The 20,613-nt window shown below is 44.4% G+C and carries 15 protein-coding genes; 8 read left to right on the forward strand and 7 right to left on the reverse strand.

The genetic code is table 11. The annotated features are described in order from the left end of the window. Positions 1 to 17: 17 nt before the first annotated feature. Entirely contained in the window at positions 18 to 284 is a 267-nt protein-coding gene (locus tag ACE1CM_RS19150) for a hypothetical protein (RefSeq protein WP_374879363.1), read from the reverse strand. Positions 285 to 1,282: 998 nt separating this feature from the next. On the opposite strand from ACE1CM_RS19150, the gene ACE1CM_RS19155 reads away from it, so the two are divergent. From ACE1CM_RS19155 to ACE1CM_RS19165, 3 genes are all read left to right on the forward strand, one after another. After that, positions 1,283 to 2,488, forward strand: coding sequence for a 4-hydroxy-3-methylbut-2-enyl diphosphate reductase (locus tag ACE1CM_RS19155; protein WP_374879365.1), 1,206 nt, complete (start codon positions 1,283 to 1,285; stop codon positions 2,486 to 2,488). A gap of 314 nt (positions 2,489 to 2,802) precedes the next feature. Further along, positions 2,803 to 4,929: an NACHT domain-containing protein gene (locus tag ACE1CM_RS19160; protein ID WP_374879367.1), complete on the forward strand. Its 2,127-nt coding sequence runs from the start codon at positions 2,803 to 2,805 to the stop codon at positions 4,927 to 4,929. 598 nt (positions 4,930 to 5,527) lie between these two features. Further along, positions 5,528 to 7,960, forward strand: coding sequence for an NACHT domain-containing protein (locus tag ACE1CM_RS19165; protein ID WP_374879368.1), 2,433 nt, complete (start codon positions 5,528 to 5,530; stop codon positions 7,958 to 7,960). Between the two features lie 728 nt (positions 7,961 to 8,688). On the opposite strand, the gene ACE1CM_RS19170 is transcribed toward ACE1CM_RS19165, so the two are convergent. After that, positions 8,689 to 8,844 carry a hypothetical protein gene (locus ACE1CM_RS19170; protein WP_374879370.1) on the reverse strand — a complete coding sequence of 52 codons (156 nt, stop codon included), beginning with the start codon at positions 8,842 to 8,844 and terminating at the stop codon, positions 8,689 to 8,691. Between the two features lie 617 nt (positions 8,845 to 9,461). Here ACE1CM_RS19170 and ACE1CM_RS19175 point away from each other — a divergent pair. Then, positions 9,462 to 10,697 (forward strand): tetratricopeptide repeat protein, encoded by a 1,236-nt coding sequence (locus ACE1CM_RS19175; RefSeq protein WP_374879372.1) that lies wholly within the window; start codon positions 9,462 to 9,464, stop codon positions 10,695 to 10,697. Between the two features lie 266 nt (positions 10,698 to 10,963). Here ACE1CM_RS19175 and ACE1CM_RS19180 read toward each other — a convergent pair whose 3' ends face one another. Then, positions 10,964 to 11,704 carry a response regulator transcription factor gene (locus ACE1CM_RS19180; protein ID WP_374879374.1) on the reverse strand — a complete coding sequence of 247 codons (741 nt, stop codon included), beginning with the start codon at positions 11,702 to 11,704 and terminating at the stop codon, positions 10,964 to 10,966. A gap of 274 nt (positions 11,705 to 11,978) precedes the next feature. On the opposite strand from ACE1CM_RS19180, the gene ACE1CM_RS19185 reads away from it, so the two are divergent. From ACE1CM_RS19185 to ACE1CM_RS19195, 3 genes are all read left to right on the forward strand, one after another. Next, positions 11,979 to 14,273 (forward strand): NACHT domain-containing protein, encoded by a 2,295-nt coding sequence (locus ACE1CM_RS19185; RefSeq protein WP_374879376.1) that lies wholly within the window; start codon positions 11,979 to 11,981, stop codon positions 14,271 to 14,273. A 239-nt stretch (positions 14,274 to 14,512) separates the two neighbouring features. Then, positions 14,513 to 16,003 carry a carotenoid oxygenase family protein gene (locus ACE1CM_RS19190; RefSeq protein WP_374879378.1) on the forward strand — a complete coding sequence of 497 codons (1,491 nt, stop codon included), beginning with the start codon at positions 14,513 to 14,515 and terminating at the stop codon, positions 16,001 to 16,003. Further along, the gene (locus tag ACE1CM_RS19195; protein WP_374879380.1) at positions 16,000 to 16,638 is read left to right on the forward strand and encodes a Uma2 family endonuclease; all 639 of its coding nucleotides are present in this window, start codon (positions 16,000 to 16,002) and stop codon (positions 16,636 to 16,638) included. The genes ACE1CM_RS19190 and ACE1CM_RS19195 overlap by 4 nt, the downstream gene beginning before the upstream one ends. 121 nt (positions 16,639 to 16,759) lie before the next feature. On the opposite strand, the gene ACE1CM_RS19200 is transcribed toward ACE1CM_RS19195, so the two are convergent. Further along, a complete protein-coding gene (locus ACE1CM_RS19200; RefSeq protein ID WP_374879382.1) occupies positions 16,760 to 17,050 on the reverse strand; it encodes a hypothetical protein in 291 nt (96 codons plus the stop codon). Positions 17,051 to 17,197: 147 nt separating this feature from the next. Next, on the reverse strand, positions 17,198 to 19,105 hold the full coding sequence (locus ACE1CM_RS19205; protein ID WP_374879384.1) for an SUMF1/EgtB/PvdO family nonheme iron enzyme: 1,908 nt from the start codon (positions 19,103 to 19,105) through the stop codon (positions 17,198 to 17,200). Positions 19,106 to 19,427: 322 nt separating this feature from the next. On the opposite strand from ACE1CM_RS19205, the gene ACE1CM_RS19210 reads away from it, so the two are divergent. Continuing rightward, positions 19,428 to 19,511 (forward strand): DUF433 domain-containing protein, encoded by an 84-nt coding sequence (locus tag ACE1CM_RS19210; protein ID WP_374879392.1) that lies wholly within the window; start codon positions 19,428 to 19,430, stop codon positions 19,509 to 19,511. A 229-nt stretch (positions 19,512 to 19,740) separates the two neighbouring features. Here ACE1CM_RS19210 and ACE1CM_RS19215 read toward each other — a convergent pair whose 3' ends face one another. After that, complete coding sequence (locus tag ACE1CM_RS19215) at positions 19,741 to 20,184, reverse strand: hypothetical protein (protein WP_374879386.1); 444 nt, start codon at positions 20,182 to 20,184, stop codon at positions 19,741 to 19,743. A gap of 77 nt (positions 20,185 to 20,261) precedes the next feature. After that, on the reverse strand, positions 20,262 to 20,613 hold a 352-nt coding region (locus ACE1CM_RS19220), incomplete at its 5' end, for a hypothetical protein (protein WP_374879388.1).

Genomic DNA, 20,613 nt, shown 5'->3' on the forward strand with positions numbered 1-20,613 from the left:
CCGTCCTGATGTTACCGTCACGACTTGCGAGTCGATGAATCGGTAGATCCTACTTTCCGGTAGCGAACCAGGATGGTCATCATCCGGTGGGAATTCGGTACTGGCATCAAGGGACTCCACTCATCCACTTGAGCAAATCCCATTGCGTAAAACTTGCGGATTTCTGCCATCACCCCCTCGCGGGAACCGATAATCATAAAATCCACGGCTTCCCGTTCCGGTTCTCCTGCGTCAGAATTTGGACGTGCAGATCCGGTAGAGTCCGACAAAAACTCTTGCGCCATGATATTTTCTCCTGATTTTTTGGATTTCAAACCAAAAAATCTAGCCACCCCGCAGGCAGCGCCAAGCAGGGTGGCTACAGAGAATGTTAAAATTCTCATTTAGCCTCCACACTGGCCTTACAGTTTGGGGGTCAAGCTGTCCATTGCTGTTTTCAGCAGCTTTGGGCAGCGATACTAGATTTTTGGGTGGACAAGGGTTGCTGTCGTTGAACTAAAGCAACCTTAAAGAGAGACAATAGCGGGATTGGGGACAACTGTCAAGATACCCGTAACGTTGTTTTACCAAACTTTAGGGTTGGGAGCTTTGGGGCACGGCAACGATCAAATTTTGACTTGTAGAGACTATTTCGGATGCCGTGCCCCTACTCGTTGCCAAACCGACCATTTTTCATAGAAATCCGGTTTGTTTGTGTACAGTTTGTCGTTGAAAGAGGAAACCTTAGAAGTGATTCTAAGAATCTCCGCACCTATAGGGCCCAGAGAACGTCAACAAACTTTAGCATCGAAACCGGGTTGGCAGCTTTGGGGCACGGCAATCATCAAATTTTGACTTGTAGAGACTATTTCGGATGTTCCCTACCGACGATTTTGGCTCGAAACCCGGTTTGTTGGCGTACAGAAGCGGAAACGGGGATTGTGGCGCCATCTGCATCCGGTAGACTGTCAAGATACCCGTGGCGTTACGTTACCAAACTTTAGGGTTGGGAGCTTAGGGGCACGGCAATCATAAAATTTTGACTTGTACAGAATATTTCGGATGTTCCCTACCGACCATTTTTCCGAGAAACCGGGTTGGGAGCTTTGGGGCACGGCAATCATCAAATTTTGACTTGTAGAGACTATTTCGGATGTTCCCTAGCGACGATTTTGGCTCGAAACCCGGTTTGTTTGTACAAGCGCGATATGCCTCCGGTACGCACTCGCGATCGCAGCCCAGTCATTTTATGATCGAAGGGGATTTGACTGGGTTGTAATAACTATTGAATAGGTTGAACCGAATGGATACAAAAGCGTTCAAACGTAGTCTCCAACAATCTGAAAACTACCACCGCAAAGGATTTGGTCACGCCGAGGAAGCTGCATCTGCTCTCCAGTCAGAATATCAAAGCAATCTGATTCAGCAAATTCGCGACAACAACTACACCTTGCAACGGGGGGATGTTACGATCCGCCTAGCCGAGGCGTTTGGCTTTTGCTGGGGTGTCGAACGTGCTGTGGCAATGGCATATGAAACCCGCCAGCACTTCCCTACCGAGCGCATTTGGATCACCAACGAGATTATACACAACCCTTCCGTCAATCAGCGGTTGCGGGAAATGCAGGTTGAGTTCATTCCTGTAGAGCAAGGCGAGAAAGATTTTTCTATTGTGGGTGTCGGTGATGTAGTAATTTTACCCGCCTTCGGTGCTAGCGTTCAAGAAATGCAGGTACTCAACGACAAGGGATGCACCATCGTCGATACAACTTGTCCTTGGGTTTCCAAAGTTTGGAATACGGTTGAGAAACATAAGAAAAAAGCATACACCTCGATCATCCACGGCAAATACAACCACGAAGAAACCGTCGCCACCAGTTCGTTTGCTGGCAAGTACTTAATCGTGCTAAATATTGCCGAAGCCGATTATGTTTCCAATTACATTCTTAACGGCGGTAACCCGGAAGAATTTCTGGCAAAATTCAGCCGTGCTTGTTCGGCAGGATTCGACCCCGATACAGATTTAGAGTGCATTGGAATTGCCAACCAAACCACCATGCTCAAAAGCGAAACCGAACAAATTGGCAAGCTGTTGGAACATACCATGATGAAAAAATATGGCCCAGATAAGTTAAACGAGCATTTCCAAAGCTTCAATACTATCTGCGACGCCACCCAAGAACGTCAAGATGCCATGTTCAAATTAGTGGATGAAAAAATAGATTTGATGCTGGTGATTGGCGGTTTCAACTCTTCCAATACTACCCACTTGCAAGAAATCGCCATCGAGCGGGGCATTCCCTCTTATCATATCGATAGCGCCTCTCGCATTGGTTCTGGTAACCGGATTGAGCATAAGCCATTACATCGCGATTTGGAAATACTTGAAAATTGGTTACCCGATGGCAAAATTGTCGTCGGGGTGACTTCCGGTGCTTCGACGCCCGATAAAGTAGTGGAAGAAGCAATCGAGAAGATTTTTGAGTTAAAAGCGGCGGTTGTTGTTTAATTAGCGGCGTTTGTGAAACGTTTCTACGTTTACAGCGGATTGCAGTCGGTGATGGTACATCTTTGTTTGTCTAGCGGCAGCATTAAGGGTGCCGCTAGACAAACAAAGCAAAAAGGCTGTACTTCAATGAGAAAGCAATCCTTTGTATATTTCGGGGTAGGCATCTCGCCCTCCATTGGGGGGGTAAAAACGAGTTGCCTGCCCTATTTTTTGTCAACAATTTTAAGTTTGAAAACCATAACAACATTCCTGAAACCCTCGATTCGACGCCCTTCCCTAACCCCTAGCCCCTAACCCCTAGCCCCTAGCTATATATGAATTTTGAAGCGATCGCTTTAAATGCAGCCAAAAGTTTAGCCGCTATTATCATGGCAACTTTGTGGGAAAAAGGCAGCAAATGTCTAGGAAATTTCAGTAAAAATTTAGATAAAAAAACTCAACAAACAATTTTTAACGCCTCGCAAAAATACATCGAAAATTACAAAGAGCGTCACGGAATTCTCAAAGTGTTGGGAATGCGAGAACCTGTAGAATTAGAATCTGTTTATACCGCAGTTCAGTTTTTGGATAAATGGGATATCCGCCGATTTGAATCTTTAGAAAATCTGGAAAAAGCTTACCGCGAAAACCGCAGCTTTCAACCCAAAAATTGCCCGACGCAAGATGGATTGCAAGTAGCAAACGAGAAGCAGTTCTTAATGGTTATTGGCTGTCCCGGCGCTGGAAAATCAACCTTTTTGCGGAAAATGGGACTAGAAGCTTTGAAGGGCAAACAAGGCGGTTTTGCACACGAATGCATTCCTGTTTTCATAGAACTAAAACAATTTACTTCTAGCGATATTAACCTGGAAAAAGCCATTCCCGAAGAATTTCGCATTTGTGGCTTTCCCTTTCCGGAAGAATTTACGGCAGAATTGCTTGCTAAAGGCAAACTTTTAGTTTTGCTAGACGGGTTAGATGAAGTCCCGGCTAAAGTTGTCAACGATGCGATCGCTCAGATTCAAAATTTTGTCGATAAATACGATCAAAATAGATTTATAACCTCGTGTCGAACCGCTGCTTATCGCCATAATTTCCGCCGCTTTACCGATGTGGCAATGTCAGAATTTGATAGCCAGCAAATCAAGCATTTTATTAGCAACTGGTTTCAATCGGAAATCGATAAACAAGTAGGAACCGCGCAGAAATGCTGGGAACTATTGCAAAAACCAGAAAATTATGCTGCTAAAGAATTAGCTCACACGCCTTTATTGCTAACTTTGTTGTGCTTGGTTTATGACCATAGTCAAAATTTTCCCACAAATCGCAGCGTTTTGTCCCGAAAAGCTTTGAGAATTTTACTAGAAGAATGGGCAGCAGAAAAGCGAATATTGCGAGATGAAATTTATCAAGGACTGAGAACGGAATTAGAAGAAATATTGCTGGCAGAAATAGCTTATAATGGATTCGAGGTCGATCGGCTATTTTTTACGCAACAAGAGATAGTGAGTCAAATAAAGACATTTTTGGCAGAGAATCTCAACGCACCCAAGCATTTAGATGGAGAAGCAATTTTAAAAGCGATCGCAGTGCAGCAGGGAATTTTAGTAGAACGCGCCGAATCAGTATTTTCATTTTCTCACCTCACCCTGCAAGAATATTTAACCGCCCAATATATTACCGACCATTATCAAATTACCCAACTTGTAAACGAACACCTCACCGATAAACGCTGGCAAGAGGTATTTTTACTCGTAGCAGGATTGATGCGCGGCGGTGCAGATGAATTGCTGTTAATCATGGAAAAAGAAGCGCAAAAATATATAAATACTCCCAAATTGCAAGCGCTATTAAACTGGACGCATCAAGCAACCGATGGTTCCGAAGGTAAATTTAAATCAGCAGCTAAACGCACGGCGGCATTATTTTTAGCTTTAGCAAGAGACCGCGCTTTAGAACTCGCCAGCACCCTCAGTCCCAACCTCGCTCGCGTGCTAGAAATTACCCGTATTCTCGATTTAGCCCGCGCCCTCAATCCCAACCAGGCGCGCAAGATTAATCTTACCCGCACGCCGACTCGCGCTTTTTCCCGCGCCTTAACCAAAGCGATCGCGCAAGAATTAGAAGCAGTTAAAATCTTTACCAGCGTCAACTTTACCGTCTTAATTGCCAGACTGGAAGCGCTCAAAGCACAAGCGCCCGATTTCAACCAATCCTATAAAGTCCATCAAGGATTTAGCAATCGCGTTTCCCTCACCTGGTTAAACGCGCTTAAACTGAACCCAGAGTTAGTTTGTTTATCCGAGGGAGAATATCAATCTTTGGAAGATTATCTTTATATCAATCTACTTTTGGTACGATGCAAACAAGCAGCCATGAGGGTTTCACCCAAAACCTGGGAAGCAATCGAGGGGCGCATGTTGCTGGTAGAGGGGGATGGATGCGCGAAGGTAACTTGCTAATGGCTAATTGCTAATTGCTAATTGCGCTCGGCTGATAATATCCTTCCATTAGCCATTAGCCATTAGCCACCAACTCGAGTTACTAGATTCGCTCCTGGGTTCTTTTAGCCTCTAATAGCTCCAGGTAAGCTAGGGGAACCACTATAGGCCAGAATATCGTAGCGAGTGCCAAAATCTGTTTTGATATGAGCTTGTCTTCAGCGGACAAATGGGTATAATCTTTCTTGAAGAATCTTAACCAGACCCTGAGAAAATGGGCGGCTATCATACAGTAAAAAAAAGCTGCATAGAAGAGAGTTATTGAGTTCATAGTATTTCAATGGTTTTAAAAAGCTTTTCTTGTTTTATACTTGACATCTTAACCGACCCCTTGTTAAATAAGAAACGGCAAAATGGTGAAGTTTTGTTAGGGATAATTAAACGAACTTAATAGAACTGGAAATAATTTTCGGAAACGCGAAGTTTGCCATAATTTGATTAAAAACGATGGCTGCTTCAGATACAGTTGGAGAAACACCTGAGATTGCCCGACTTATGCCTGACTTTTGCTTGAAGGAACAGTAGAATTAAGAATAATCAGAAAAGTGCAGATTTTAAGATGTCTCGGTCAATCAGAGTCGCTCCCGCGTGCATTCCCCAGGTTAAGCTGGCTCTGAGGAGTCATGGGTTTCCCAGCCAAAAAGCATTGGCTGAGGAACTAGGGATTTCTCGCGGGACAACCGATAAATTTTTTACCGGAAAACCCGTTGATTTTAGGTACTTTGTCGAAATTAGCCAGAAATTGGGGTTAGACTGGCAAGCAATCGCATACATCGAACAAAATCCACCCATCGAAACAAAGCTTGACTCCATCCCACCCCAAACGCCGCCGCCGGAAAGTTTGGATATTGACACCCTTGTCGAGCAAGTAAGACGAAGCTGCCACGATAAAATCCTTTTGCTGTACGGCAAAATGCAGCTATTGGACATTTCCCAACCTATCGATTTGGATCGCCTCTACGTCGATGTCAACATTCTGGAGCAAATTACCAGTCAACGGTGGTTAGAAATTACCGATCTGGTGCGAGGATTTAACCCAAGTGCTGATAACTTTGACCGCTTTGGTTTGGGTAAAGTGCGTCAAGAAAGAGTACCAGGACTAGAAGCAGTTAAAAGGTACGATCGCCTGATGGTACTGGGTAAACCAGGATCGGGAAAAACTACTTTTTTGCAACATGTAGCGATTGAATGCGTTCAAGGCAGGTTTCAAGCTAACCGAGTGCCAATTTTTATCCGACTCAAAGACTTTGCCAAATATGCCAGAGAGCGGGAAAATTTCCGACTACTAGACTACATCAGCCGAGAATTTCGCTGTTGTGGCATCTCAGAACAGCAGGTAACTGAAGCAATACTGACTCAAGGCAGAGGGCTGATTTTGCTAGATGGATTGGATGAAGTTACCGATGAGGATGAAAATAAAATAGTCGAGGAACTTCAGCAATTTTCTGAAGATTATTATAAAAATCAGTTGATTATCACCTGTCGCATTGCCGCGTCTAAATATAGATTTCCCGGCTTCACCGATGTGGAGGTAGCAGATTTTAACAAGGCGCAAATTGAATCCTTTGCCCAAAAATGGTTTGTAGCCGTTGCCAGGAATAATGTTGAAGCAGGATTAGCCACGGCAAGGCAGTTTATGCAAAAGCTGAATCGTTCAGAAAATCAGCAAATCCGAGAACTGGCGATTACACCCATCTTGCTGCATTTAACCTGCTTAGTCTTCCAATCCAAAACCGATTTTCCATCTAACCGAGCCAAGCTGTACGCGCAAGGAATAGAAATTTTGCTGAAAAGATGGGATGAAACTAGGGGAATTCAACGGGATGAAGTTTATCGATCTTTAACTTTACCTCGCCAGAAACTGTTGCTGGCTCAGATAGCAGCTATTACCTTTGAGCGGGGCGATTACTTCTTTGAACAAGACAAAATTCAGCAACTCATCGCCGACTATCTTGGCACTTTACCGAATGGTAAAACTGCACCGGATGAATTGCAGATGGATAGCGAGGCGGTGCTAAAAGCAATTGAAGCGCAACATGGATTATTGGTAGAACGTGCGCGGGGGATTTATTCTTTCTCTCATTTAACATTTCAAGAATATTTCACTACCCTAGAAACAGTGAGAAAAATTGTTTCTATATTTGACCCTCAAGCTTTGAAACATTTGGTCAGCTATATCAACGAGAAGCAATGGCGCGAAGTCTTTTTGTTAACGGCTGAGATGTTGCCAAGTGCAGATAGTTTGTTGCTGTTAATTAAACAGCAGATCGATCGGCTTGTAGCTGCTGATGAGAAGTTGCAGAAGTTCCTGATGTGGTTACGCGAGAAATCTCTTTCAGTTAATGCTACCTACAAACCGGCAGTAGTAAGAGCCTTTTATTTTGCTCTTGGTCATGGCTTTGACCTTACTCTTGCCCGTGTTATCGATGATACTTTTATCCCTGTTAACTTTCTTCATCCCGACTTTATTTTTGCTCGTGGTCTTGCCTTTGATCGTGGTCTTATGATTGACCTCAACTGTGCCCTTTACCTTGATGACACTGACTATGATTTTAAATTACCTAAGAGTTACGATGTGCTTGACTTTTTCTTTATCCCGCACAATTACCAGATTCTTGAGTATGTCTTTTCTCCTGCATTTGATGGGATTATAGTATCTGAAATAAGGCAATTACTGCAACAACTCAAGGCTCAATTACCCGCTCCAGATAGCGATAGGGATAAATTTAAACAATGGTGGCAAGCTAACGGTCAGGATTGGACTAATAAATTAAGATCGGTGATGATTGAAAATCGCAATATTGGTCATGATTGGCAATTGGGCGAACAACAGAAAAAATTGCTTAGCCAGTATTACGATGCCAATAAATTGCTAGTAGATTGCATGAATAGCGCTGCTAATTTGACTGGCGCTGTGCGAGAGGAAATAGAGGAGACATTGTTGTTGCCCATTGCTGAGATTGAGAAAAGAAGTAAGCGCCAGGATAGATAATCTGAGAGCTTGCACTGGTGGTATTATCCCGGAAATCAATTTCCGGGCTAATAGCACAAGTCGATTGAAATGGACTTGTGGACTGACGCAACGCCGACCGATGGGGCAACCACGGGGGGATAGCCCCTAGGAAACACCATATATGGACGTGAGGCGCAAGTCCCAGGACCCAAAAGTTCTACCAGTCCTCTTTAGAGGACTTTAGCTATTAGCCAGGAACTTAAGTTCCTGGCAAGCTGTAGCTGTTAGTAAAGTCAGAGTGACTCTGAGAAGTTGTATCCTTCCATTTCCGTCAAAAACGTCAGCCAAAACATGCAAAACAGAGGTAATAATACAAGCAACAACAGAATCAAAAATGAAAGGATATGAAAAAAAATGATAATTTTTGTCAATTTATGTGTTGAGTTAAACATGATGCTATAAAAATACACAAATTGTCAACTTACGCAGGTCGAGACCATCACCTTTGTTCCTTCGTAAATCTCTGGTTAGCTTTTCAACGATTTTTCAGAGAAATCCGGAATATGAGCGGAAGTCATAATATGATAAAATATGGGAGAGTTGCTGAGTTATAATCACAGGACTTACCCAGGGAAACCACATATGGTAGAAATGGTGCGTTACACTGCGTTAACGCACCCTACATATAGAGATGTTGCGTAAGTCCTGAATGATTTAAAGTCTGGTCTTAAATCATCTCGAACTCAGCAACGCTGTTAATTGGGTTCCTAAAACCAGACTCCAACGCGAACGGGTAGAGGTTTAGGGCGTGCAGGAACGGGAACCCGCTGCACCAAGTGCTGACGAAGCAAATCCTTGACTGGTTGATGAACTGCTGCGGATAAGGTCACGGGATCGGGTTCCATATCTACTACTTCAATCACGATGATTTCGGGGCAGCAGGAACATGGGTCTTGAGAGGTATTATCTAGACACATGGTTCTGTCAATCTCCTTGAACTTGGGTTGTGCGGGTGAATCAGTTGTGGAAAGCAAAGTGTTCCATAACTTGATTAAAAACCACGAGTGTTGGAGTTACGGCTAGACAATACTTGACTTATGCTTGACTATTGCATTAGTTGCGCTTGACTTGCACTTTCCTAAAAATCAAGCCAAGATAGACTCAGAAAATTGCTAATAAAAAAGGTTATGCCTCGTGGGGGAATTAAAGTCGCTTCCAAGTACATCCCCACAGAGAAGCTGGATCTGGGGCGTAGAGGCTTAACTCAGAAAGCACTAATTTAGGCAAAGAAACCGGGTTTATAGCAAAAATCGTGGGTTTAACACGAGATATACCTAGAAACCCGTTAAAACCCGTTAAAACTCGTTAAAACGGGTTTTAGCTTTTAGCATCCCATTATGCGTCACCGGCGTCCCTGGCGGCTGCCGCAGACATGAGAAGGAAAAAACTACTAAAGTCCTGACTGAGAACGAGCGCGATTGCACCCTTAAAGGTAAACTGAAAGTGCAATTGGCTTGTAGACGCCCGCAGGTAACTACCCGTGTTGAAAGCTTCTACTGGGCTGGTTATTGCTGCTGCCCTTAGTTTTGGTGCAGGAATTGCCGCCTATTCGTACTTTACTGGTTGGAATCCATTCTCAAAATCCACACCCCTCACGGTTACAATCGACTGTGGCGGATTTCTGATTGATGACCCACAGGCAGATTTGCTGAGAAAAGACTTTCCCAACGAGCCAGAAAGGGCAAAACTAGAGGAAAAAATCGCCTGCTACCGCCGTCAAATTAGCCAAGAACCCAGGTACGCAGACGCCTACACTAACTTAGGAGAAGCGTCGCGTCGCTTGGGAGATGCCGCAGCAGCTAAACAAGCACATGAAAAAGCCTTACAGTTGAATCCCAGGCTGCAAGAAGCCAAACTAGGGTTAGCCCTGGTAGAACAACAGTCGGGAGACTCCAAAGCAGCAATCGAGAAAATTCAAGAAATTGTAGCGCAAAAGGAAAGTGCCACTGCTTATTTTTATCAAGGTACGACCCTGCACCAACAAGCAAAACTTCAAGAAGCAGAAACTGCATTTCGCAAAGCAGTAGAACTGGACCCCAGCTATGCGGAAGCGAGGGTAAACTTGGGGTTAATTCTCAATCAACAGGGCAAGTTTGACGAAGCGGTTAATGAATTTAGGCAAGCCATTCGCAACGATCCCAAATTAGCCGAAGCACACTTTAACTTAGGCGTGACTTTACAAGCGCAAGGAAAGCTAGAACCAGCCATTGCTGCCTACAGAGAAGCCATTCGCATCGCGACCAACAATGCCGAAGCCAACTATAACTTAGGAATTGCCCTCAACAAACAAGGTAAAGCCTCTGAAGCAATGGCAGCGTATAAAGAAGCAATTCGCATCAATCCCAACTATGCAAATGCTTACGTTAAATTGGGCGCGAATCTAGCCGATGAGGGTAGAATTGATGATGCGATCGCTACCCTACGAAAAGCCATTAGCCTCAATCCCCAAGATCCAGAAGCATACAATAACATGGGCGTCGCCTTGCACAAGCAAAATAATCTATCCCAGGCTATCGAGATGTGGGTAGAAGCCATTCGCCTCAATCCCAACTACGCAGAAGCCCATCATAACATGGGAGTAGCACTGGCAGGGCAAGGTAAATTAGACGAAGCAATTTCTACCTTAAAACAAGCCAGCCAACTCTACAGATCCCAAAACAAAACTCAAAAAGCCAATCAAATAGACGCCGCCTTGCAGAAGGTAGGAGTGAAGTGACAACCGATTTTACATCAGGACTTACGCCAAGAACTACGCAAACACCAAAGTTTCTCTGAAAAGAGATCTAGGTCGAAACAAAGGTGATGGCCTCGGTTTCTGGCTTCCTTTGAGCGTAAGTCCTGTAAATTTTAAATTTTCCTGATTTGTTACAGTTAGTATTACCCGTTATATCATGTCCGCGAGAGATCGGTAGTGTATGGATGGCTAATAGCTAATTGCTAATTGCGCTCTTGTCAATTGCCTCCAAGAGCAGCCATTAGCAATTAGCTATTAGCAGTTACACAACCGTTGCCAAGGGACATGATATTACTTGCCGCCTCAAATTTGTAACCGACACCTCGAACGGTTTGAATTAATGAGGAATCACTCCCAGCAGTTTTAATCTTTTTGCGAATCTGACCGATATGGACATCAATCAGCCGATCGGAATCTACATAATCATATTCCCAAACCTCTTGCAGCAGCTCCGATCGACGCCAAACTTGACCGGGATAGCTGGCTAAAAAGCGCAATAAATTAAATTCCAAAGCGGTCAAAGATACCATCTGGTTGTTGAGTTTTACCTCACGACGCACGGGATCGATCACCAAATTATCGAAAACGAGACATTTTTGGGGAGGAGCAGTGACGTGTCGCTGACGCTTTAAAATGGCTCCCACGCGGACGCTTAGTTCCGCCAAACTGAAAGGCTTCGTAATATAGTCATCTGCACCCTGAGTAAATCCTTGGATAATATCGGCTTCATCAGTCCGACTCGTTAGCATCACTACATAGACATCGCTACAGCTTCGCATTTCCTCACAGAGATTATAGCCATTGGCATCTGGCAAATTCACATCCAGAATCACCATATCTGGGTTGAATTTATCAAACATGAGCCGCGCTGATTTACCGTCTTCAGCAGACTTGACTTCATAGTTGTGCTGACTGAAAAAGCGAGAAATTAAATGCCGGATGCAGAGGTCATCATCCACGACAAGAAGCTTTGCACAATCTGGGGGCATAATTTTCCACTTAAACTAAACGAGGATTTATAGATCGGGACTTACGCTGGGGCATTTTTCATACAAACCCGGTTTCTTTGGGTAAGTCGTGTAGATCTGCGTCAGAAGCGATCGCTCGTTTTTGAGCGAATAAATTCATTTAACTCGACGCCTGCTTGAGATACAGCTGGAGCGATGATTGAGATAGCTGGACTTGTGTTGGACTTGTGTTGGACTTGCGCTTGACTCAAAATAAAGCCAAGATGATCCCAGAAACTTTCTGTTCAGAAGCGCTATGTCTCGGTCACTCAGAGTTGCTCCAGAGTGCATTCCCCGGGTTAAACTGGCTCTGAGGCGTCGTGGCTTTCCTAGCCAGCAGGCTTTGGCTTTTAATCTAGGGATTTCTCGTTCCACCGTAGTCAACTTTTTTACTGGCAAAGCGATTGACTATGGCAACTTTGTCGATATTAGTAAGAGATTGGAATTAGACTGGCAAGCGATCGCCTATCTAGAAGCAGCACCACCTCCCCCCGCTAATCCGCCCCCACAGCAACAGCAAAATTCAGACATTGATCTGCTGGTACAACAAGTGCGGCAGCATTGCCATGACAAAATCCAAACCTTGTATGGCAAAATGCATCTGTTGGACATTTCCCAGCCAATTGAGATAGAAAACCTCTACGTCGATGTCAACATTCTGGAGCAAATTACTAGCCAGCAATGGTTAGAAATTTCTGACTTGATGCAAAGCTTGAACCCAGAACGATTACCGGGACTAGAGGCAGTTCAACGGTATGACCGACTGATGGTGCTGGGTAAACCAGGCTCAGGTAAAACTACGTTCTTGCAACATCTAGCCATTCAGTGCAATCAAGGGAAATTTCAAGCCGACCAAGTTCCGATTTTCATTCGCTTGAAAAATTTTGCTAAATATGCTAGGGATAAGCGCGATTTCAGTTTATTGAACTATATCAGCCGGGAATTTTGCAGTTGTGGCATTTTGTCTCAAGACAAGATCGAAACGTTACTGAATCGCGGCAGAGGGCTGATTTTGCTCGATGGTTTGGATGAAGTGCCTTCTGAAGATGAATCCAAAATTATAGACGAAATTCAGAAATTTTATGACTATTATTACAAAAATAAGTTGATTATTTCCTGTCGGATTGCTGCCTCTAAATATAGGTTTCCCAACTTCATAGATGTTGAAATTGCAGATTTTGACTTTGAGCAAATTAAATCTTTTGCCGAAAAGTGGTTTATCGCTGTTGCTAGGAATGACTGGTCAGAGGGAAAATTCAGGGCGAAGCGGTTTATGAGAAATTTGAAGCGCCGAGAAAATCAGCCAATCCGAGAACTCGCTAGAACACCGATCTTATTGCATTTGCTCTGTTTAGTATTCCAAGCCAGATCTGAATTCCCGTCCAACCGAGCCAAGTTATACGAGCAAGGACTGAATATTCTGCTTAAAACCTGGGATGAAGCTAAAGGAATTCACCGGGATGAAGTTTATCAAAATCTGACTTTGCAACGCAAGAAAAAACTGCTGGATCAAGTAGCAGCGATCGCATCTGAACAGGGCAAATATTTTTTTGAGCAAAACACAATACAGCAACTGATTGCCAACTATTTGAGTACTTTACCAAATGCCAATCGGGACCCAGATGAATTGTATACCGATAGTGAGGCAGTGCTGAAAGCGATTGAGTCGCAGCATGGGTTGTTGGTGGAACGGACAAGGGGAATTTATTCTTTCTCCCACGTGACGTTTCAAGACTATTTTACAGCTAGACAAATTGTTGCCAGTTCTGCTCCACAAGCTTTAGAAAAACTCACGATACACATTGCCGAAAAGCGGTGGCGAGAAGTTTTTTTGCTGGTGGCTGGGATGTTGCAGAATGCTGATGAGTATCTGGGTTTAATCAAGCAACAGATTGATGCGTTGGCGGCAAAAGATGAGAAAATGCAGCAATTTTTGACCTGGCTGCATCAAAAATCCAGTTCAGTTTCAGCGCCCTACAAAACAGTAGCTATTCGTACCTTTTACCTGGTTCGCGAGCGGGTTTTTGCGGTTACTCGTACCATTTATGGCCTTGACCTTGTGTTGATCCGAAGCAATGCCCTCTACCTCGACCATTCCCTTGCCTGTGCTATTTCCTGCGCCCGTGCTGTTGGTCTTGCCCTTAACCCAAACGTTGAAATTGAAAACGCCCTCGACCATGCTCATGCCCTGGTTATTGCCCTGGAACACGCTCTTGAGTGTAAGATTGAGCTGGAACTCTTGCGATCGCTTCAACAACTCAAAGCTCAACTACCCGACTTGGATAACAACAAAGTACAATTTAAGCAATGGTGGGAAGCTAACGGTCAAACTTGGACTGAGAAATTAAGGGTAGTGATGATTGAACATTGCAACATTGGTCGCGATTGGCAATTCAGCGAACAGCAAAAAGAATTACTGCATCAGTATTACGATGCCAATCAATTACTGGTAGTTTGCCTCAATAGCGGTTGTAATGTGAGTCCTGCTGTGCGAATGGAAATTGAAGAGACATTATTGTTACCCATTGCCGAGATTGAGAAGCATAGGTAACTCAAGTTGCTAGTTATCTCATCGATAGCAGCTAATGGCTAATGGCTAATGGCTAATGTCAGTAAAAATCCAAGATTAGCAATTAGCAATTAGCCAGCTTGCAACGCGCTTGTTTATAACTAGCAACTTGCGTTAGGTAACTAGCAGAATAATCCCACTTCTGGAAGGTTGCAGCGTGACCCCCACACCCATCAAACTGAAGTAGAAGCTCAATTACAAGCGTCTCCCACCCTAAAAACATGACAACAGCAACTAAATCTTCAACTCGCAAAGCATGGGCTAAAGCAATTATCCCCCCTGCTACCGAATTTCCCCCCACTCAATTACCCATCATCAGCGGCAAAATACCACAAGGTTTGCGCGGTACTCTCTATCGTAACGGCCCAGGTAGATTAGAACGCGGGGGTGTCAGAGTAGGACACTGGTTTGATGGCGATGGTGCGATTCTCGCGGTCCACTTCAACACCCCCCAAGGCATTGGGGGATCCCCCCTGTCCCCCCTTACCAAGGGGGGACAGGGGGGATCGAATGCTACCGCTGTCTATCGCTACGTCCAAACATCCGGTTACCTAGAAGAATCTCAAGCAGATAAATTCCTCTACGGCAATTATGGCATGACCGCACCGGGACCAATTTGGAATCAATGGTTAAAACCCGTAAAAAATGCCGCCAATACTTCGGTTTTAGCATTACCAGATAAACTATTAGCACTCTGGGAAGGCGGTAAACCCCACGCCTTAGACTTGCAAACTTTAGAAACAAAAGGCTTAGATAATTTATCCGGATTGAGCGATAATTTACCTTATTCTGCCCACCCCAAATGCGACCCCAAAACAGGAGAAATATTTAACTTCGGCATTTCCCCCGGAATCAATTCAATCCTGAATATTTATAAAAGCGACTCCACGGGAAAAATTATCCAAACGGGAAGAGCAATTTTAGAAGGTCTTCCCTTAATCCACGACTTTGTTTTAGCTGGGCAATATTTGGTCTTTTTCATACCACCCGTGCGGATTAATTTATTATCAGTGCTAACTGGTTTTTACAGTTACAGCGATGCGATGGAGTGGAAACCACAATTAGGCACGCAGGTACTAATTTTTGACCGCGAAACTTTATCTTTAGTCAGTCGAGGCGAAACCGAACCTTGGTTTCAATGGCACTTTTCTAATGGCTATGTAGATGATAGGGGTTCGATTGTTATTGACTTTGTTCGTTTTGAAGATTTTACCACAAATCAACGTCTGAAACAAGTAGCAGCTGGAGAAACTAATACCGTTGCTGAAGGAACTTTTTGGCAAGTGTTTATTAACCCAGAAACGGGTCTTGCGATCGCATCGCAACAACTATTAGATCGAGCTTGTGAATTTCCGATTGTACCGCCGTCGCAAGTAGGACATAATTCCCGCTATACCTATCTTTCCATGCACCGAAAAGGGGCGGATATTGGCAGAGAATTGTATGGAGCGATCGCCTGTTTCGACCAACACACCCAAACCCTCACCGCAGCAGACTTAGGTGACAATCGCTACCCCACAGAACCCATCTACGCCCCAGATGCCGAAAATAGCGAGAAAGGTTGGATATTAACCGTTGTTTATGATGGTAATTCCGACACCAGCGAAGTATGGGTATTTGACAGCCTAGCCCTAGACTCAGAACCCGTATGTAAATTAGGATTACCCAGCGTCATACCCCCCGGATTTCACGGCACTTGGAGGGCATTATGAGTACCATAAAACCCAAAATAGTAACTGACCAATGGGTGACAGCAACTTGGGAAGAATATATCCAAATTGTTGACGACCCAGCGTATGAAAAAGCCAAAGGCTATTATCACAACGGTCAGATGAGGATAGAAATAGCAGCACTTGGACACGACCACGCCAGCGACAACACGATTGTTAGCTTTGTTATCAACTTATTTGCTGGAATTAGAGGTATTCCGGTCAAAGGCTTGACAAATTGCACGTTTCGCAAAACAGGAGTCCGCGATTGTCAGCCAGATATATCCTATTACATTGGAGAACGCATCCAAATTGTACCGAGAGGGACGAATATAATTAGTCTAGATACATATCAACCACCAGACTTAGCAATAGAACTCGGCAAAACTACCATCGCCGACGACTTGGGACGCAAACGCATCTTGTACGAAGATTTAGAAATACCTGAATATTGGGTAGTCGATGTAGAACAAGCGCAAATCACAGCTTTTAGCATCGCAGATAGTGGAAGCAGACGCATTACCCAATCGCAAGTTTTACCAGGATTTTCTATTTCGATACTGGAAGAAGCCTTACAGCGAAATTTACAAGGAGATCAATCACAAGTCGTGGCTTGGTTATTAACGCAATTGCAATAATAATAGGTTGGGTTTCGTGCCTCAACTCAACCTACAACTTGCGCCCACAATATGGCATTCAACCATCAACGCCGGTAGGGGCACGGCAACCACCAAACTTTGATTTAACCACAAAACTTTTTCAGGCCGTGCCCCAACAATCCTGGAATTCCATCATCAATGCCGGTAGGGGCACGGCAACTGCAAAACTTTGATTTAACTTATGGCTGCCGTGCCCCAACAATCGTGGAATTCCATCATCAATGCCGGTAGGGGCACGGCAACCGCAAAACTTTGATTTGACGACAAAATTTATTGCTGCCGTGCCCGGGTGTCTTGCCTGATAAATCGTGAACATTGCACCCATAATGTTCCATTCAACCATCAACGTGGGTCGGGGCACGGCAACCGAAAAACTTTGATTTGGCAACAAAATTTACTCATGCCGTGCCCCTACATCAAAAAATTTTCTGGGGTACTTTCAACAGCAGTACAAAATCTAAATTTAACAAACCGGGTTTCTCAAAAAAAATTTTAAAAGAATTGCAAAGGGCAAAACAGGTAAAGAGAATAAAGGAAACTAGGCACCCAACCCCAACGCAACGGCTACCCGAAAGCCAATACTGACGTACCTATCGTCCACACCGAGCCTGACGCGAAACGCGCAACGGCAGTCCTGCGGATTGCGACTCCAAGACCCACCACGGTGCATCCGGATATTACTTCCACCTTCCCAAACTCTGCCATCCGAAGGCGCACCTTGATAATTTTCATGCCAAGCATCGGCAGACCATTCCCAAACATTTCCGTGCATATCGTATAAACCAAATGCATTAGGCGGAAAACTCCCTACATCCGTTGTTTGCTGGCGATAAATTCCTTTCGGCGCATTCCCGTATGTAGAATTTCCGTTGTAATTAACCAAATCCGTTGTAATTGTTTCGCCAAAGTAGAAAGGTGTTCTAGTTCCAGCGCGACAAGCATATTCCCATTCAGCTTCGCTTGGTAATCTATAAGCGCGTCCAGTTTTTTTAGCCAACCGCGCACAAAATTCCATCGCCTCATTCCAAGATACATTTTCTACAGGTCGATTTGCCGCTTTAAAACCCGATGGATTCGGATTCAAACTTAGATTAATTTGAGGCAATGCCGCAACTGCTTCCCACTGTGCTTGCGTCACCGCATACTTCCCCATACAAAAAGATGCCACAGTGACGCGACGCTGCGGCGCTTCATCGTTACCTCGACCTTGCTCTGTATTTGGCGAACCCATTTGGAAAGTTCCATTGGGAATAAATACCATATCCATAAATACGCCATTACCCAAATCTTCGCGAAAAAATTCCGCTTGGTTATTACTGCGGTTGATAATATTACCTTGGGCAACAGCGACAACTTCAAATTGAAACCTATTAGTGATGATTATAGGCGTTTCCTGGCGAGATTCATTCCTGACAAATTTATCACCAAATATTACAAACGCCAACAATCCCAAACCAGCAAATCCAGCAAAATTAAGCAAACCTCGCCGCGTCCATCCCTTTGGCGTTATTGGAACAGATTGAGGTAGTTTTAGCTGTGGCGTCACTGGCGCAGACTTCTGTTGCAAATCCCTTAAAACATCCTCCGCCGACTGATAGCGATATTGACGATCTTTTTGCAACAACTTATCTAAAACCATACGCAAATCATCGCTAACCGAACCCCGCAAATGCTGTCGCCAATTCGCCGTCCAACTATAACCATGTTCCGTCCACAAGCGATAAGGATGAACTCGCGTAAATAGGTGAAAACAACTCGCCCCCAAACTAAACAAATCGCTTGCCGGATATGCTTCCCCATCCTGCATTTGTTCGATTGGTGCATAGCCTTGGGAACCGATATTTGTCCCCGGTTTCGCCATCACCGTTTGCGACAACTGCCCAGAAACCCCAAAATCAATCAGCACTGGCTGCTCGTTGTCCCGGCAGCGCATAATATTCTCAGGTTTAATATCCCGATGAATCACCCCCCGCGAGTGGATAAACTTGAGGACGGGTAACAAATCTAGTAACAATTGCCGAATTTCTTTTTCTGGCAAAACACCCTGCTGTTGCCAAAGCTTCAATAGATTTTGTCCATCGATATATTGTTGTACTAAATATAAGTATCCATCTTGTTCAAAATAAGCGTATAATGAAGGTATCTGGAGATTTTCACCCCCCAGTTTTTGCAGTTGCATTGCTTCTTGCTTAAACAATTCCACTGCTTTATTCATCGCCCAAGTTCCCCGGACGTTTGGTGTTAATTGTTTAACCACGCAGCGTTCATTGAGCTTATCTTCATCTTCGGCTAAATAAGTCCTGCCGAAACCGCCTTGTCCCAAGGGTTGAATCACCCGGTATCGTCCTCGTAGTAGGGGTGTGAGAATTGTGGCGCAGGCGCTACAGTGTTTTTGTCTGTCGGGATTGATGGGATTGGGACAATCGGGGTTGAGGCAACAGACCATATAAAATTGAGCAGAAGGAATTGTATATATTTTGGCTTAACACATGAAGTTCGTAGTAGGCGCTTTAGCGCCTACTACGAACCTAAGCTTTGTTCTCGTACCCAGGAACGGCCTGGGTACGAAGATAGAGAGGCCCCGCCTCGGTTATCTGCTTGTAAAATAGATATTGTCTTCATATCGCCACCCATAACCACCTCACCCCGACGCTGAGATAGCATTTGGTAAATAAGAGTCCGATATATGTTAGATAAAGCTAATTTACTTAGTCGAATTACTCAAACCCCAGGCAAATGTGGAGGTCCTCCCTGGATGGGTAGCTAGCATGAGAATTCGCGTTAGCGACATCTTAGAGACTTTAGCAGACAATGTAACGCCTAGGGAAATTTTAGCTGACTTTCCTGACTAGGAGCCAGAAGACTTTCAAGCCTGTCTACTGTTTGCGGCTCTCCGGATTGACTTCCCCAGGAGCGCGGTATGATTTTCTGAGTTAACGCTCAATTGCCTCCGAGTTTGGCGAATTGGATATCTCAATCCCCAGTAATTTACTACCGGGGGTAGACTTGCCACGGCACTGGGGGAAGCTCTCCAGCATCAAAGCATGAAATACTTTCCCCCATACTCAGTTATTTGATTTTTTAAGGTGCAGAAAAAGTCCAGACTTTTAAGTCATAAATCCGTAATTCAACATACCCCTGTCCACAATCTCCCGCCGCAATTCGTAAATACCTTCGATTAACCCATGCTGGAACAACTCCTACTCTTTCGACTCCAGTTGGCCTAAATTTAATAGCCCAGGCACGAATATATCTGGCGATCCAAGTATTGGGAGGACTCGAGGTAGGAGATGCTTCAATAAACCAAATACCTTCACCACGCTCCCATCCTTCTGCCAGAAGGATACCTATTCGCGCTTCGACGTAGTACCTACTATCAACTCCTAAATCTATCTCAAAAAAAGCGCGGTAGGCTCCATCTATTACACACCCCCAACCAGTTGCAGTGTCAGTATATCCATCAGTAATCGCACCAAGTATTGTTTGGTGTAAGCCGATTCCAACCAATGACGCTGACAGAAACACCCTCTAAGTTCATGGGGGTCAAAAAAGTCGCACCCGGGGTGTTAACAAACAAAACATTTTTATTAATCACCGGCATATTAAGTCTGTGCTACTGCTTCACCAGTACCTTCATAAACAGCTAACGTAGTAGTTCGCCCCGCAGCACAAATGGCATGTAACAGCCTTTTCTCCAAATTTCCCGACTCAATTAAATAAGTTCCTCCATTAGGAGAAAGCATGATTCCTTGTCCATAAACAGCGTCGTTACGGTGGTCTACAGTCACCCAATCGTTGCCCATGTTTATCACATAAAGAACCAGGCGCTCGCTGTTAGCGGCACTTTCAAGCGTTGAAGTCGCGGTGACATTCACAGTAATGCTGTTGCTAGCAGTAGTTTCTAGGCGGCGAGTAATTCCCGAAAAACCAGGACCGACATTTGAAATGGACATA

Source organism: Microseira sp. BLCC-F43 (assembly GCF_041929235.1).
Taxonomy (GTDB): domain Bacteria; phylum Cyanobacteriota; class Cyanobacteriia; order Cyanobacteriales; family Aerosakkonemataceae; genus Microseira.

Bases quoted from the DNA above. Each gene is read 5' to 3' on its own strand.
- ACE1CM_RS19185 (WP_374879376.1), top strand. From the start codon at position 11,979: ATGTCTCGGTCACTCAGAGTTGCTCCAGAGTGCATTCCCCGGGTTAAA.
- ACE1CM_RS19205 (WP_374879384.1), bottom strand. From the start codon at position 19,105: ATGGTCTGTTGCCTCAACCCCGATTGTCCCAATCCCATCAATCCCGAC.
- ACE1CM_RS19160 (WP_374879367.1), top strand. From the start codon at position 2,803: ATGAATTTTGAAGCGATCGCTTTAAATGCAGCCAAAAGTTTAGCCGCT.
- ACE1CM_RS19180 (WP_374879374.1), bottom strand. From the start codon at position 11,704: ATGCCCCCAGATTGTGCAAAGCTTCTTGTCGTGGATGATGACCTCTGC.
- ACE1CM_RS19210 (WP_374879392.1), top strand. From the start codon at position 19,428: ATGAGAATTCGCGTTAGCGACATCTTAGAGACTTTAGCAGACAATGTA.
- ACE1CM_RS19190 (WP_374879378.1), top strand. From the start codon at position 14,513: ATGACAACAGCAACTAAATCTTCAACTCGCAAAGCATGGGCTAAAGCA.
- ACE1CM_RS19165 (WP_374879368.1), top strand. From the start codon at position 5,528: ATGTCTCGGTCAATCAGAGTCGCTCCCGCGTGCATTCCCCAGGTTAAG.
- ACE1CM_RS19155 (WP_374879365.1), top strand. From the start codon at position 1,283: ATGGATACAAAAGCGTTCAAACGTAGTCTCCAACAATCTGAAAACTAC.
- ACE1CM_RS19150 (WP_374879363.1), bottom strand. From the start codon at position 284: ATGGCGCAAGAGTTTTTGTCGGACTCTACCGGATCTGCACGTCCAAAT.
- ACE1CM_RS19195 (WP_374879380.1), top strand. From the start codon at position 16,000: ATGAGTACCATAAAACCCAAAATAGTAACTGACCAATGGGTGACAGCA.